Raw genomic sequence first — 15228 nt, 5'->3', positions numbered from 1 at the left:
TTCTTCAAAATGTGCTTAGCACAACTTGCAAATCCTTTACCTATTGTCGGCTAAGCACTTTTTTATTTTATTCACATCAGTTTGACAATTGATAGATTAGGATATAAGGCTGGATTTTTTTTAGGCGTCTCGAGGTAAACCTTTAGTAATTGCCCGAACAAGACGTTTTTGTTGTGAAGTTTGAATTGTGACTTGGTTTTCTTCTCGGCGCTTGAGTTGTTGGCTAATCGACCATTGGAAGTGCTCGTCTAACATCGAGTTGATCCCAAGACGATTCTTCAATGCGAGGACAATATTATCTTGATAAGGCGCATTACCCAAAGCGACGCTGATATTACGTAGCCATTTTATATAGCCGATACGGCGGATTGCCGAGCCTTCCGTAATACGGAGAAATTTCTCTTCGTCCCATGAAAAAAGATCTAATAACTCCGGCGTATGCAATGCGGCTCTAGGGCTAAAATCCTCTTCATCCGTCAACTGAGAAAAGCGATTCCACGGGCAGATAAGTTGGCAGTCATCACAGCCATAAATTCGGTTACCCATTAAAGGGCGAAATTCTTCGGGGATAGCGCTATCGAGTTCAATGGTTAGATAGGAAATACAGCGCCTAGCATCAACAGTGTAAGGCTTTACAATTGCACCCGTTGGGCAGGTTGTCATACAAGCAACGCAGCGCCCGCATTGCTCTTCAACGGGTTGATCAATGGGTAGAGGGAGATTTACCAGCAATTCGCCAAGGAAAAACCAGGATCCTGAATGCTGGTTGAGCACCAATGAGTGCTTGCCCGTCCAGCCTAAACCCGCTTTGACAGCAAGAGGGCGCTCAAGGATAGGTGCTGAGTCAACAAAGGGGCGAAAATTCAGGTCATCGGAGCATTCAAACTGACCGCAATACTCGAGGATCCGATCACTAAGCACTTTTAAGCGTTTTTTTAATAGCTTATGATAATCGCGGCCAAGGGCATAGCGGCTGACATAGCCTAGTTCTGGATTGTTTAGCGTGCTGGCGAAAGCTGCCTTAGCAGGAAGATAGTTCATTCGAACACTAATGACGCGCAATGTGCCGGGGTGTAATTCATGGGGCCTCGCTCGCATCATGCCGTGGCGCTTCATCCACGCCATTTCTCCATGATATTGTTTATCCAGCCATGCTTGGAGCTTCGGTTCTTCAAGGGTAAGATCCGTATCGCAAATACCGACTTGTTGGAAGCCAGCATCGATGCCCCATTGTTTAATATTTTGGGCAAGAAGGTCGAGATCGAGGCGTGTGGACATGGGAAATATCTAGGTAAAAGTGGATTCGCAGGCACTCTAACACGATCATTGGATTTGTCAAAATCCACGGATCGCGTTGGCACGATCTTGCTCGGAAATTTCCGATCTCGATGTTCCAACAATGTTAAATAACACAAATAGATCTGCTTGAGTTAAAATAGGCGTTAATATCAATATTGAATAAATTTTATCATTATAATTGGCTTCACTAACTATGAAAGAACGTACAGTACAACTTGCTAATGAAGAGCAAACAGTCGCGCTTGGGCGCACGATCGCTATGGCCTGTAAACAAGGTGCGGTCATTAATCTGTATGGTGATTTAGGCGCAGGGAAAACCACATTTAGTCGTGGATTTTTACAAGCATTGGGTCATCAAGGCCATGTAAAAAGCCCAACCTATACACTCGTTGAGCCTTATGAATTAGCGGATAGACACGTTTTTCACTTTGATCTGTATCGCTTAGCCGATCCTGAAGAACTTGAGTTTATGGGGATCCGCGACTACTTTTCAGACAACTCAGTCTGTTTAGTGGAATGGCCACAGCAGGGTAAAGGCTTCTTACCTGAAGCGGATCTGGAGATCCATTTAACCTATCAAGATGAAGGGCGTCAGGCTCGGGTTGTCGCTTTTTCGACAACCGGAGAGTCGTTATTAGAAGCGTTAACGGTATTCTAAGGAACATATAGCTCATGATGAATGCATCGATGAACAGAATAACTACCAAGGGTATTTTTTCTTTTTTCTTATTATTGATGATGTTTGCTCTGGCTCTGGTGACATCAACCGCCAAAGCTGCATCTCTCTCTAATATTCAAGTTAGTAATAGCCCTTCACAGGCGCAAGTGACATTAACGTTTGTTGATGGAAAGCCTGATTATTCCTACTTCCCGCTGCACTCTCCAGAACGCTTAGTGATTGATGTTCAGCAAGGTGGTGAAATTATTGGTTTACCTCTTAAGCTACCGAAAGGGGACTTGGTGAAGCAAGTTCGTGCTAGCCAAGCACCAGATAGCCAGCACAAACGTATTGTCCTTGAGCTTTCTCAAGCGGCGAAGACTAAAGCGAGTGTTCAGCAGGTTTCAGGTCAATACCAAGTTGTCTTTACTGTATCAACAGGCAAAGGACAAACATCAAATTCATATAATAATACTGTGATGCCTGCCCAGCCGACGGCAACGCCATCCACACGTAATTCGCAGCCCGCTCAGCCAGTGCAAGAAAAACCATTAAAAATGAATACACCAGCGGCGGCTTCATCATCAACCACATCAACAACGCCGAAAGCCCTTGCAACGCCAACCAAAACCTTGCCAAAAGGCACCAAGCAGGTGGTCATTGCGATTGATGCGGGCCATGGTGGAAAAGACCCTGGGGCGATTGGTAAAAATGGTTATAAAGAAAAAGATGTGACACTGAGTGTGGCGCGTAAACTGTATCAAAAATTGGATGCTGATCCGATGTTTAAGCCTGTAATGACAAGGGATGGAGACTATTTTATTTCCGTCAGTGGTCGCTCAGACGTTGCGCGTAAGAAAGGTGCCAACATGCTGGTTTCTATTCACGCAGACTCAGCGCCAAACAGTAGCGCTCGCGGGGCATCTGTTTGGGTGCTATCTAACCGCCGAGCAAACAGTGAATTAGGTAGCTGGTTGGAGCAGCGTGAAAAGCAATCTGAACTTCTTGGTGGGGCGGGTGACGCGCTCAGTGGTGCAGACCCATATTTAAGCCAAGCGGTATTGGATTTACAGTTTGGGCACTCACAACGTGTGGGTTACGATGTTGCGGTTCATGTCATTCAGCAGCTTAGAAAAATCGGTAATATTCATAAGAAAACGCCAGAACACGCGAGCCTTGGCGTACTGCGTTCTCCTGATATTCCATCCATTTTAGTGGAAACCGGGTTTATCAGTAATACATCCGAAGAACAGCTATTGAAGTCTAATGATTATCAAGAAAAAGTGGCTGATGGTATTCACCAAGGGTTACGTCAGTACTTTTTAGCGAATCCGCTGCAAGCAGCGCCAAAATAAGTGAATTAGGTTATGGCAATCCAGATCCTTTCTCCTCAATTAGCGAACCAAATAGCGGCGGGTGAAGTGGTCGAAAGACCCGCCTCCGTGGTTAAAGAGTTAGTCGAAAATAGCCTTGATTCAGGGGCAACTCGCATCGATATCGAGATTGAGCGGGGGGGGGAGAAGCTGATCCGTATTCGGGATAATGGCTGTGGAATCAACAAGGATGAATTGATCCTCGCTTTAGCGCGCCATGCCACCAGTAAAATTGCGACATTAGATGATCTCGAAGCTATTATGAGCATGGGTTTCCGCGGTGAAGCCCTTGCCAGTATTAGCTCTGTTTCCCGCCTGACATTAACCTCCAAACCGGCAGAGCAAACTGAGGCATGGCAATCCTATGCGGAAGGCCGCGATATGCAGGTGACGGTAAAACCCGCAGCACATCCAAATGGCACAACGGTTGAAGTGTTGGATCTCTTTTACAATACGCCCGCTCGTCGCAAATTTATGCGCACAGAAAAAACCGAGTTCGGGCATATTGATGAAATCGTACGCCGAATTGCACTTTCCCGCCCTGATGTGGCGATTAATTTGTCGCACAATGGCAAATTGGTTAAGCAGTATCGTGCAGCGCAAGATGCCAATCAGCAAGAGCGCCGTTTAGGCTCAATCTGCGGAACGGGTTTTATGCAAGGCGCATTAGCGCTTTCATGGGAACATAGCGATTTAGGGATCAAAGGCTGGGTGGTTGCACCATCAACGACGTCGAGCGGAGTGAGTGATATTCAGTATTGCTACGTGAATGGTCGCATGATGCGGGATAAGCTGATCAACCATGCGATCCGCCAAGCTTATGAAGGTCATTTGGATGAGAATCAACAACCCGCTTATGTACTGTATTTGACTATCGACCCAAAGCAAGTGGATGTGAACGTCCATCCCGCCAAACATGAAGTGCGTTTTCATCAAGCCAGGTTAGTGCATGATTTTATCTATCAAGCGGTACGCGCTGTATTGCTGAATGCGCTGACTGAAAATGAGCTTCCGGGAATAGAGCCTGTATCCAACGAAGTTGAAAACCGGGCATCCGCAGGGGATAACTACTTTGCTTCTCCTGCCTCACCAAAAATAGAGAAACCACAAGGATCTCAACGGAGTCATGCTCAAGAGTCCCCTCTTTCTTATGGTGAGCTACGAAATGAATCAGCAATGGGCAAAAGTCACTCTTTTGCTTCGGACAATGCAGGGAAGTCCAGTCCAACACCAAACTACAGTCGTTCAGAACCAAGCTATGAACGCAAAGCGGGAGAGCTGTATCAACGTTTGATGTCGATTCCCGTTGCGCCTGAAGATAAAAAACCATTATTCCCAGAAAGAAAGCCGTTGAGTGTCAGTCCTGTAGATAGCCAATCTGTAGCGAAAAGTGCGGATAACTACCAATTCGGTAAAGTATTGACAATTTACGCAAAAAACTTTGCATTAATTGAGTCTTCATTAGGGATAATCCTGTTATCCTTGAATGAAGCGAATTACTTACTCAAGCTGGCTCAATTAACGCCAGAAAATGGTGGATTAAAACCTCAACCGTTGTTAATTCCCTTAAAATTGTCACTAAAAAGTGACGAAATAGAGGTTTTGCAACGTTATAAGGAACAATTGACACTATTTGGTATCGATGCCTCGATATTTCATGGAAAAGTAACAATTCATACGGTATCGTTACCGCTAAGAACGCAAAATTTATCGCAGCTTTTTTCTGATTTAATCGTGTTTTTGTCAGCAAAAGAGAGTGTCTCGAATGAAAATATCGCGCAATGGCTAGCAAATGCGATTTCACAGGCAAAAAACGAAGAAAGTTGGAGTTTGGCGCAGGCAGTTCAATTACTGGCTGATGTTGAGCGGATTTGTCCGCAGTGGGTTACAAATCCACCGCCAACATTATTACAATTAATTAATTTACAACCCGTGGTAGCTACACTAACAAATGAGTGATTTAGTAACTCAACAAAGACCAAATGCCATTTTCTTAATGGGGCCAACGGCCTCGGGCAAAACGGCATTGGCCATCGAATTACGCAAGCATTTGCCTGTGGAGATCATTAGTGTCGATTCGGCATTGATTTATCGAGGAATGGATATTGGTACCGCGAAGCCTAATCAAGAAGAGCTTAGCCAAGCCCCGCATCGTTTGATTGATATCCTCGATCCATCTCAGCCTTATTCTGCGGCAGATTTTCGTCGTGACGCATTAAATGTAATGGATGAAATTTCCTCCCAAGGTAAAATTCCATTACTGGTTGGCGGCACAATGCTCTATTTTAAAGCCTTATTAGAAGGCTTATCACCGCTGCCATCCGCCTCTCCAGAGGTTCGTGAGGCAATTGAGAACATAGCACAAGAACAAGGTTGGGCTGAGGTACACCGTCGTTTAGCTGAGGTCGATCCCATCTCTGCGGCACGTATTCATCCTAATGATCCTCAAAGATTATCCCGAGCTTTAGAGGTATATCTCATTTCGGGACAAACTTTGACTGAAATGACTCAAACAGCAGGCACAGAATTGCCTTATAATGTGTTTCAGTTTGCTATTGAGCCACAAGATCGTAAAATTTTACATGAGCGTATCGAACGACGTTTTCGTTTAATGCTAGAAGCAGGGTTTGAAGACGAAGTGAAAGCGCTATACCAACGAGGCGATCTCCATGTTGATTTACCTTCCATCCGTTGCGTAGGTTATCGGCAAATGTGGTCTTATCTCGATGGTGAAATAGATTATGATGAAATGGTTTATCGAGGGATTTGTGCGACGCGCCAATTGGCTAAACGGCAGATCACTTGGTTGAGAAGCTGGGACAATGTTCATCGGTTAGATAGTGAACAACCTCAGCAAGCGCTTGACACCGTTATACAGGTTATTAGTGCATAGGGCTATTCTTTGTGTACAATTAAAGCGTTAAGCGTAATTTTTGAGTAGTAATTTTTGGAATCAATAGATTCTCATTTAAAAAACAACAAAATAAGGAAAACATAGAATGGCTAAGGGGCAATCTTTGCAAGATCCGTTCCTGAACGCATTACGTCGTGAAAGGGTTCCGGTCTCTATTTATTTAGTTAATGGTATTAAATTGCAGGGTCAAATCGAATCTTTTGACCAATTTGTTATTTTGCTGAAAAACACAGTTAGCCAGATGGTTTATAAACACGCTATCTCTACTGTCGTTCCAGCACGCCCTGTTTCTCATCATAGCGGTACTGGTACTGCTGGCGCTGGCAATGGCAACTACCACGGTGGTGCTTCTGCTGGGCAAGATGGCGAATCAGCTGAGTAAGACTGTACGCTAAAACAAGGAAAGCATGGGTAGGGAGACTATACCTGTGTCTTTCCTTTGCAATTATTGTTTAGCCTAAGAGGTTACACCTTGTTTGATAGGTATGAAGGCGGTGAACTAGCTGTACTGGTTCATGTCTTTTTTGATCAAGAAAAAGATATTGATAATTTAGCAGAATTCGAGTCCTTAGTGACGTCTGCTGGCGTTAAACCTGTACAAATAGTAACTGGCAGCCGTAAGGCTCCCCACCCAAAATTTTTCGTTGGGGAAGGGAAAGCTGAAGAAATCGCTGAAGCCGTCGAAGCTAGTGGTGCGGATGTGGTGCTATTTAACCACACACTTAGCCCTGCTCAAGAGCGTAATCTCGAGCGGGTTTGCCAATGTAAGGTCGTTGATCGTACAGGGGTAATTTTAGATATATTTGCACAACGTGCGCGTACGCATGAAGGTAAACTTCAAGTTGAATTAGCTCAATTACGGCATCTATCCACTCGCTTAGTGAGGGGATGGACGCATCTTGAGCGACAAAAAGGCGGGATTGGTTTACGTGGTCCTGGCGAAACTCAGCTTGAAACTGACCGTCGGTTACTTAGAGATAAAATCAAACAGATTTTATCTCGTCTCGGACGAGTCGAAAAACAGCGTGAGCAAGGTCGTCAATCAAGAAGTAAAGCAGATATTCCAACTGTTTCCTTGGTGGGCTACACCAATGCCGGAAAATCCAGTTTATTTAATCGGATGACATCGGCAGATGTTTACGCAGCAGACCAACTGTTTGCTACGTTAGATCCTACTTTACGTCGTATTGATGTTAATGATGTAGGAACTGTCGTTTTAGCGGACACAGTGGGTTTTATTCGCCACCTTCCACATGATTTGGTTGCTGCATTTAAAGCAACTCTGCAAGAAACGCGTGAAGCTACTTTACTACTCCATGTGATTGATGCAGTTGATGTCCGACTGGATGAAAATATTCAAGCAGTTGACAGTGTGCTGGAAGAAATAGAAGCAAATGAGATCCCCACACTTTTAGTGATGAACAAAGTTGATATGCTCGACGATTTTGTCCCGCGTATTGACAGAGATGAGGATAACAAGCCAGTTCGTGTCTGGGTTTCAGCGCAAACAGGTGAAGGTATCCCTTTGTTGCTTCAAGCATTAACGGAACTCCTTTCAGGTGAGATCGCACATTTTGAATTGCGTTTACCGCCGAATGAAGGTCGTTTACGGAGTCGTTTTTATCAACTTCAATCCATTGAACGTGAATGGCAAGAAGAAGACGGCACTATTGGACTTGAGGTGCGTATGCCAATGGTGGATTGGCGACGTTTATGCAAGCAAGAGCAACAATTACCTAACTATGTTGTTTAAAAATTCTGTTAAAACAGTTAGTTGACTGAGTTAACCGCAACACGGTTAGGCAATGGAATTGATATTAAGAGCCCAATATCCTCAACTTGATTCAAGACGCCAACAGGTGAAATGAATGGTGAGAAATATCGCTCTTAGCCCTAAAAATCAATCATAAAGAATGGAGCTAAAACATGGCGTGGAATCAGCCCGGTAATGACGGACAAGACCGCGATCCGTGGGGAAGCGGCAATAAAGGCAGCAACTCTGGCGGGAACAAAGGTGGTCGGAAACCTGGGGCTTATGATCTCGACGATCTCTTTCGTAAAATAGGTAGCAAGCTTGGCGGCGGCGGTAATAAAGGCGGCGGTGAAGGTAATAACAAACAGCCATCACAGCTGAGCGGTCGTTTAGGTATGTTAGCACTTGCTGCGATTGTCGTAGTATGGGCAGGCTCAGGCTTCTATACCATTAAAGAAAGTGACCGTGGCGTAGTATTACGTTTTGGTGAATATAGTGGTGTTGTTGGGCCTGGTCTGAACTGGAAACCAACGTTTATCGATCAAGTTGTTCCTGTGAACGTTGAAACCGTTCGTGAGCAAGCGACTAACGGTATGATGCTGACATCGGATGAAAACGTTATCCGCGTTGAAATGAACGTTCAGTACCGTGTTACCGACCCTGCACAATATCTGTTTAGTGTGACTAACCCTGACAATAGCTTGCGTCAAGCGCTGGATAGTGCTGTTCGTGGTGTTATTGGCCAATCAGCGATGGAGCAGGTATTAACGACTAACCGTGCTTTCATCCGCGATGTGACACAAAAAGAGTTAGAAGCAACGATTGCACCATACAAAATGGGTATCACCCTACTGGACGTCAACTTCCAAGCGGCTCGTCCGCCAGAAGATGTTAAAGCGGCATTTGATGACGTAATTTCGGCAAGGGAAGAAGAACAGAAAACTATTCGTCAAGCGCATGCTTATCGAAATGAAGTTCTGCCATTGGCGAAAGGTAATGCTCAGAAGATGATTGAAGAAGCTGAGGCTTATAAAGCGAGTGTGGTCTTCAAGGCTGAGGGTGAGGTCGCAAGTTTTGCGAAAATGCTACCTGAATATCGTGCTGCACCAGAAATTACCCGCGAGCGTTTGTACATCGAAACAATGGAACGCGTATTAGCCAATACACGTAAAGTCATTGCTAATGATAAGAGCAATAGCATGTTAGTGCTGCCGTTGGATCAAATCATGCGTGGTACAACGGGCAATACGACTGCTGCGCCAAAAGTGAATCAGTCAGCAAGAATGATGAACTCAACGAATAATTCATCGTCTACGAGTTCAGAACCTGCGCAGCCAAACAGTCCTGTGCGTGGTGATGCTGTTAGAGTAGGGAGACAATAATCATGCGTAAGTCATTTATTTTTGTAGTGATTGCTGTTTTAGCCGTTGCCTACGCATCAATCTTTATTGTTCCTCAAACTGAGCGCGGTATTGTATTACGCTTTGGTAAGGTTTTACGTGATTCTGAAAATAAACCTATCGTTTATGAACCAGGTCTGCATTTCAAAGTTCCATTTATTGAAACTGTGAAAATGTTAGATGCACGTATTCAAACATTAGAGATTCAAGCTGATCGTTACCTGACTAGCGAAAACAAAGACTTAATGGTGGATTCATACCTGAAATGGCGTGTCACTGATTTCAGCCGTTACTATGTAGCGACTGGCGGCGGTAACCCATTCCAAGCAGAAACGCTGTTAAAACGTAAGTTCAGTGACCGTTTACGTTCTGAGTTTGGTCGTTTAAGCGTTAAAGACATCATCACTGACTCTCGTGGTCGTTTAACTGTTGATGTTCGCGATGCACTGAACAAAGGTACAGCAATCGATGATGCAACTAAAGACGCTGATGCTGCAATTGCAGATGCGGCGGCTCGTGTTGAAAAAGAAACTAACCTCAAGCCCTTGGTTGTGAACGCAAACAGTATGGCGGCGTTAGGTATCGAAGTTGTCGATGTGCGTATCAAACGTATTGAATTACCAAACGAAGTTTCAGAAGCCATCTACGCACGTATGCGTGCAGAGCGTGAAGCGGTAGCGCGTCAGCACCGTTCACAAGGTCAAGAAGAAGCAACTAAAATTCGTGCGGTAGCGGATAAGACAGTAACAGAAACACTGGCAGAATCAGAGCGTACAGCGCTGACCCTGCGAGGAGAAGGTGATGCAATGGCAACGAAACTGTTTGCTGATGCATTCAACCAAGATCCAGAGTTCTATGCCTTTATTCGTAGCCTACGAGCTTATGAGCAGAGCTTCAAGAGTGGTGATGATGTGATGGTGCTTAGCCCAGACACAGATTTCTTCCGCTTTATGAAGGCACCAACTAAGCTGCGTCCAGCAGATTAAATGATAAACAGCTTAAGTTACGTGCAACGTGCTTAAATTACTGTTAATCTAATAAAGAAAAGCCCGCTTCGGTGGGCTTTTTTTCGCCTGTCGTTTTAAGTGATGGATTTTTCAGGGAAAATTTCAGCTGCTCAGGTTGGGGAAATTCACTTTGAGTCTACGACAGAAATAAAACTACCATTTTACTTGCTTTCTAGAAAAAAATTTTTGTAATGCCAAAATATCACTGGAACAGTTCATTTTTGATGGTAGAATTCATTTTTAAGCAACCGAGTGTATTTCGAAATGGGTAAGAACGTTGTCGTACTGGGCACCCAATGGGGTGACGAAGGGAAGGGCAAGATCGTTGACTTGCTGACAGAACGAGCTAAATATGTAGTTCGCTATCAGGGCGGCCATAATGCTGGCCATACTCTTGTTGTAAACGGTGAAAAAACCGTTCTCCACTTAATTCCATCCGGTATTCTTCGTGAAAATGTCATCAGCATCATTGCTAATGGTGTTGTTCTTGCGCCTGATGCTTTAATGAAAGAGATGAAAGAACTGGAAGATCGCGGTGTTCCTGTTCGTGAGCGTTTACGTATCTCTGAAGCATGCCCACTGATCCTGCCTTACCACATCGCATTAGACAATGCGCGTGAAAAAGCGCGTGGAGCAAAAGCTATCGGTACAACCGGTCGTGGTATCGGTCCTGCATACGAAGATAAAGTTGCACGTCGCGGTCTGCGTGTTGGTGACTTATTCGATAAAGCAACTTTCGCTGAAAAATTAAAAGAAATCATCGAATACCATAACTTCCAACTGGTTAACTATTACAAAGAGCCTGCGGTTGATTACCAACAAACATTAGATTACATCATGTCTGTTGCAGATCTTCTGACTAGCATGGTAATTGATGTTTCTGATTTGCTCTATAAAGCACATCAGAAGAATGAATTAGTGATGTTTGAAGGTGCCCAAGGTACTCTGCTGGATATCGACCACGGTACCTATCCGTATGTAACTTCTTCAAACACAACCGCGGGTGGTGTTGCAACTGGTTCTGGCTTAGGCCCACGTTATGTGAACTATGTGCTGGGTATCATCAAGGCTTATTCAACGCGTGTTGGTGCAGGTCCATTCCCAACTGAGCTGTTCGATGAGACAGGTGAATTCCTGCGTGAGAAAGGTCAAGAATTCGGTGCAACCACTGGTCGTAAGCGTCGTACAGGTTGGTTAGACATCGTGGCTATTAACCGTGCAGTGCAAATCAACTCACTGTCAGGTTTCTGCTTAACTAAGCTGGACGTTTTAGATGGCTTAAAAGAAGTAAAAATCTGTGTAGGTTATCGTCGTAAAGATGGCACAGTGTTAGAAACTACACCTTTAGCTGCTGATGAGTGGGAAGGTTTAGAGCCAGTGTATGAAGTTATGCCTGGTTGGAGCGAAACGACTTTCGGCGTTAAAGAAAGAGCGTTACTGCCACAAGCTGCTTTAGATTACATCCAGCGCATTGAAGAACTGACTGGTATCCCTGTTGATATTATTTCAACTGGCCCAGACCGTTCAGAAACGATGATCCTGCGCGATCCGTTTGACGTTGAGTAATAAACAGAACAGCGCTCACTGAGCGCTGTTTTTTTATCTCTCCCATTTTCCTTCCTATGAATTCCTTTTTGATAAAACGCTAAAATTTTCAGATAATATCCATCAAGTTGAACATTATGTGCCATTGCAAGCATCTTTACATGCAAGGATGGGCTAGACTAAAACTAAGGCGATATACTGTAGAAAATCGTTCAAAATGTACTTTAGATGGTAGCCAGAAAACAAATATAACGAAAATGGCAGATAAGTATTTCACGACATATTTGTAGCGCCAAAAAATTTTTGAGGTGATTGTGCAGCTGACAAGTTTTACTGACTATGGGTTACGAGCCCTAATCTACTTAGCCGCCCTAGAAAAAGGGCAGATGACGAGCATTACACAAGTTACTGAGGTGTATGGTGTTTCTCGTAATCACATGGTTAAAATTATTAATCAGCTAAGTCACCTTGGCTATGTTAAAGCCACTCGTGGTAAAAATGGTGGGATCGCACTGGGTCAACCAGCCGAATCAATTCGGATCGGTGATGTCGTTCGCGCATTAGAACCACTCACTCTAGTCAATTGTAGTGGCGAATTTTGCCATATTACGCCAGCTTGCCGCCTGAAAGGCGTGCTACAAAAGGCGATACAACAATTTTTACAAGAACTAGACCAATATACGCTAGCGGACATGGTCAAAGATAATAGTCCGCTGTATCAATTACTGCTCGATTAATGTCTCAGTAATTTATCACTCTGATGACAATGGAGGTAACAATGTCAAACGATCCTTTTCAGGAAAGAGAAGCAGAAAAATACGAATCCCCAATTCCGAGTAGAGAGTTTATTTTAGATCTCTTATCTAAGCGCACAGCCCCTGCAAATCGTGAAGAAATTGCACAGCTACTCAACCTCTCTACGGAAGATGAATTGGAAGCATTGCGTCGTCGCCTACGTGCGATGGAGCGTGATGGACAGTTAGTTTTCACTCGCCGCAAATGTTATGCATTACCAGAACGTATTGACCTATTAAAAGGTAAAGTTATTGGTCACCGTGATGGCTATGGTTTCTTGCGTGTTGAAGGCAAAAAAGAAGATTACTACTTATCTCAGGATGAGATGAAGCGTGCTTTACATGGTGATGTGATTTTGGCTCAACCTTATGGTCAAGACCGTAAAGGGCGCACTGAAGTGCGTGTTGTGCGTGTATTAGAGCCGCGCAATAACCAAATTGTTGGACGCTATTTTATTGAAGCGGGAATGGGGTTTGTCGTTCCTGATGATAGCCGTTTAAGTTTTGATATTTTAATTCCGAAAGATAAACAGTGTGGTGCCCGTATGGGTAACGTGGTTGTGGTGGAATTAGAAACTCGTCCACAACGCCGCTCTCAAGCTGTTGGAAATATTGTCGAAGTACTCGGTGAAACCATGGGTACGGGGATGGCGGTAGAAATCGCATTACGTACTCATGAAATTCCACACTCTTGGCCGCCACAAGTGACAAAGCAAGTGGCTGACTTCAGTGAAACAGTCCCTGAATCTGCGAAGAAAGGGCGTGCAGATCTGCGCGATCTTCCACTCGTCACTATCGATGGCGAAGACGCTCGTGACTTCGATGACGCTGTTTACTGTGCACCGAAAAAAGGTGGCGGATGGCGTTTATGGGTTGCGATTGCTGATGTGAGCTATTATGTCCGCCCACAAACTGCACTGGATACGGAAGCTCATAGCCGTGGTAACTCAGTTTACTTCCCATCCCAAGTTGTACCAATGCTACCAGAAGTGCTGTCTAACGGATTATGTTCACTAAACCCAGGCGTAGATCGCCTGTGTATGGTGTGTGAAATGACGGTTTCGGCATCTGGAAAACTCTCTTCATATCAATTTTATGAAGCGGTGATGAGCTCTCATGCGCGTTTAACTTACACCAAAGTATGGAAAATGTTGCAAGGGGACGAAGAACTACGCGAGCATTACAAAGCATTAGTGCCTCATATCGAGCATTTACATCAGTTATACAAAGCGTTAGATGCAGCACGTATTGAACGTGGCGCTATCTCGTTTGAATCTGAAGAAGCTAAATTTATCTTCAATGCGGAACGTCGCATTGAGCGTATTGAGCCTGTAGAGCGCAATGATGCACACAAATTAATTGAAGAGTGCATGATTTTAGCTAATATTGCAGCGGCGCGATTTGTTGAGAAAAACGAAGAGCCTGCATTATACCGCGTGCATGACCGTCCGAAAGAAGAGAGCGTTATGAACTTACGCTCAGTATTCAGCGAGTTAGGTTTGACACTGCCGGGTGGCATGAAGCCAGAGCCAAAAGATTACGCCCAAGTGATGAACGAAGTAGCTGAGCGTCCAGACCATGAGCTATTACAGACCATGATTTTACGCTCTATGAAGCAAGCGATTTATGATCCAGAAAACCGCGGTCACTTTGGTTTAGGTTTGAAATCGTATGCCCACTTTACCTCGCCAATTCGTCGTTACCCTGACTTAACTTTGCACCGTGGTATTAAATACTTACTAGCCAAAGAGCATGGTCATGGCGATAAACGCTGGACGGAAACGGGCGGATGGCACTCCGACATGGACAGCATGTTGCAATTGGGCGAGCATTGCTCACTGACCGAGCGCCGTGCAGATGAAGCTACCCGTGACGTCGCAGATTGGTTAAAATGTGACTTTATGCAAGACCAAGTGGGCCAAGTGTTTACTGGACTTATCACTAGCGTGACTGGTTTTGGTTTCTTTGTTCGCTTAAATGACCTGTTTATTGATGGCTTAGTGCATATATCGACTCTTGATAACGACTATTATCGTTATGATGCAGTTGGACAGCGCTTAATCGGTGAATCTTCCGGTACAACTTATCGTCTTGGCGATGAAGTGGAAATCCGTGTAGAAGCGGTACATATGGATGAGCGAACCATTGATTTTGCTTTAATTTCAACGACAAGAAAAGCGAAAAACCCGGGTAAGACAACGCGGGATAAGATGAAGAAAGAAGTGAACAATGCGACACGTTCCGCCCGTCGAAAAGGCGATGCGAGCAAAGAGAAAAACTTCGAGCCTGATTCTGCATTTCGCCGTTCAGAGAAAAAAGGCAAAAAAGACAGCAAAGTCGCGAAACCTGAAGGTAAAGGAAACGGTAAAGCGAAAAGTAAAAAACCGTCTGATAAAACCCAAAAAATCAGTGCTAAATTAAAAGCAAAACGTGCCGCTAAAAAATCCCAAAAACAAGAGGGATAAGTACGTTTTAATGAAATAAG

Annotated in this window: 12 protein-coding genes; 11 read left to right on the top strand and 1 reads right to left on the bottom strand. The window is 44.4% G+C overall.

Annotated elements, in window-relative coordinates; all coding sequences use genetic code 11:
- Nucleotides 1-120: 120 nt before the first annotated feature.
- Nucleotides 121-1278 carry a tRNA epoxyqueuosine(34) reductase QueG gene (queG, locus tag LDO73_RS16690; RefSeq protein WP_224059480.1) on the bottom strand — a complete coding sequence of 386 codons (1158 nt, stop codon included), beginning with the start codon at nt 1276-1278 and terminating at the stop codon, nt 121-123.
- A gap of 214 nt (nt 1279-1492) precedes the next feature.
- Here queG and tsaE point away from each other — a divergent pair, with 214 nt between their 5' ends.
- The 11 genes from tsaE (at nt 1493) to rnr (ending at nt 15208) form a co-directional block, all read left to right on the top strand.
- The gene (gene tsaE, locus LDO73_RS16685; RefSeq protein ID WP_036948926.1) at nt 1493-1957 is read left to right on the top strand and encodes a tRNA (adenosine(37)-N6)-threonylcarbamoyltransferase complex ATPase subunit type 1 TsaE; all 465 of its coding nucleotides are present in this window, start codon (nt 1493-1495) and stop codon (nt 1955-1957) included.
- A gap of 14 nt (nt 1958-1971) precedes the next feature.
- Nucleotides 1972-3312, top strand: a complete 1341-nt coding sequence (amiB, locus tag LDO73_RS16680) for an N-acetylmuramoyl-L-alanine amidase AmiB (protein WP_224059479.1) — start codon at nt 1972-1974, stop codon at nt 3310-3312.
- Nucleotides 3313-3324: 12 nt separating this feature from the next.
- Nucleotides 3325-5289, top strand: a complete 1965-nt coding sequence (gene mutL / locus LDO73_RS16675) for a DNA mismatch repair endonuclease MutL (protein WP_224059478.1) — start codon at nt 3325-3327, stop codon at nt 5287-5289.
- A complete protein-coding gene (gene miaA / locus LDO73_RS16670) occupies nt 5282-6223 on the top strand; it encodes a tRNA (adenosine(37)-N6)-dimethylallyltransferase MiaA (protein ID WP_224059477.1) in 942 nt (313 codons plus the stop codon). The genes mutL and miaA overlap by 8 nt, the downstream gene beginning before the upstream one ends.
- A 106-nt stretch (nt 6224-6329) precedes the next feature.
- On the top strand, nt 6330-6626 hold the full coding sequence (hfq, locus tag LDO73_RS16665) for an RNA chaperone Hfq (protein ID WP_006662385.1): 297 nt from the start codon (nt 6330-6332) through the stop codon (nt 6624-6626).
- Nucleotides 6627-6716: 90 nt separating this feature from the next.
- Nucleotides 6717-7997, top strand: coding sequence for a ribosome rescue GTPase HflX (gene hflX, locus LDO73_RS16660; protein ID WP_224059476.1), 1281 nt, complete (start codon nt 6717-6719; stop codon nt 7995-7997).
- 173 nt (nt 7998-8170) lie between these two features.
- Nucleotides 8171-9379 carry an FtsH protease activity modulator HflK gene (hflK, locus tag LDO73_RS16655; protein ID WP_224059475.1) on the top strand — a complete coding sequence of 403 codons (1209 nt, stop codon included), beginning with the start codon at nt 8171-8173 and terminating at the stop codon, nt 9377-9379.
- A 2-nt stretch (nt 9380-9381) separates the two neighbouring features.
- A complete protein-coding gene (gene hflC / locus LDO73_RS16650; protein WP_224059474.1) occupies nt 9382-10383 on the top strand; it encodes a protease modulator HflC in 1002 nt (333 codons plus the stop codon).
- A 285-nt stretch (nt 10384-10668) separates the two neighbouring features.
- On the top strand, nt 10669-11970 hold the full coding sequence (locus LDO73_RS16645; RefSeq protein ID WP_224059473.1) for an adenylosuccinate synthase: 1302 nt from the start codon (nt 10669-10671) through the stop codon (nt 11968-11970).
- Nucleotides 11971-12263: 293 nt separating this feature from the next.
- A complete protein-coding gene (gene nsrR / locus LDO73_RS16640) occupies nt 12264-12686 on the top strand; it encodes a nitric oxide-sensing transcriptional repressor NsrR (protein ID WP_036948950.1) in 423 nt (140 codons plus the stop codon).
- Between the two features lie 41 nt (nt 12687-12727).
- On the top strand, nt 12728-15208 hold the full coding sequence (gene rnr, locus LDO73_RS16635; protein WP_224059472.1) for a ribonuclease R: 2481 nt from the start codon (nt 12728-12730) through the stop codon (nt 15206-15208).
- Nucleotides 15209-15228: the final 20 nt, after the last annotated feature.

The sequence above is a fragment of the Providencia alcalifaciens genome (assembly GCF_915403165.1).
Taxonomy (GTDB): domain Bacteria; phylum Pseudomonadota; class Gammaproteobacteria; order Enterobacterales; family Enterobacteriaceae; genus Providencia; species Providencia alcalifaciens_C.
This window is presented reverse-complemented; position numbering and strand designations above follow the sequence as displayed.

Coding starts and splice junctions, on each gene's coding strand:
- queG (WP_224059480.1), bottom strand. CDS start 1,278: ATGTCCACACGCCTCGATCTCGACCTTCTTGCCCAAAATATTAAACAA.
- tsaE (WP_036948926.1), top strand. CDS start 1,493: ATGAAAGAACGTACAGTACAACTTGCTAATGAAGAGCAAACAGTCGCG.
- amiB (WP_224059479.1), top strand. CDS start 1,972: ATGATGAATGCATCGATGAACAGAATAACTACCAAGGGTATTTTTTCT.
- mutL (WP_224059478.1), top strand. CDS start 3,325: ATGGCAATCCAGATCCTTTCTCCTCAATTAGCGAACCAAATAGCGGCG.
- miaA (WP_224059477.1), top strand. CDS start 5,282: ATGAGTGATTTAGTAACTCAACAAAGACCAAATGCCATTTTCTTAATG.
- hfq (WP_006662385.1), top strand. CDS start 6,330: ATGGCTAAGGGGCAATCTTTGCAAGATCCGTTCCTGAACGCATTACGT.
- hflK (WP_224059475.1), top strand. CDS start 8,171: ATGGCGTGGAATCAGCCCGGTAATGACGGACAAGACCGCGATCCGTGG.
- hflC (WP_224059474.1), top strand. CDS start 9,382: ATGCGTAAGTCATTTATTTTTGTAGTGATTGCTGTTTTAGCCGTTGCC.
- LDO73_RS16645 (WP_224059473.1), top strand. CDS start 10,669: ATGGGTAAGAACGTTGTCGTACTGGGCACCCAATGGGGTGACGAAGGG.
- rnr (WP_224059472.1), top strand. CDS start 12,728: ATGTCAAACGATCCTTTTCAGGAAAGAGAAGCAGAAAAATACGAATCC.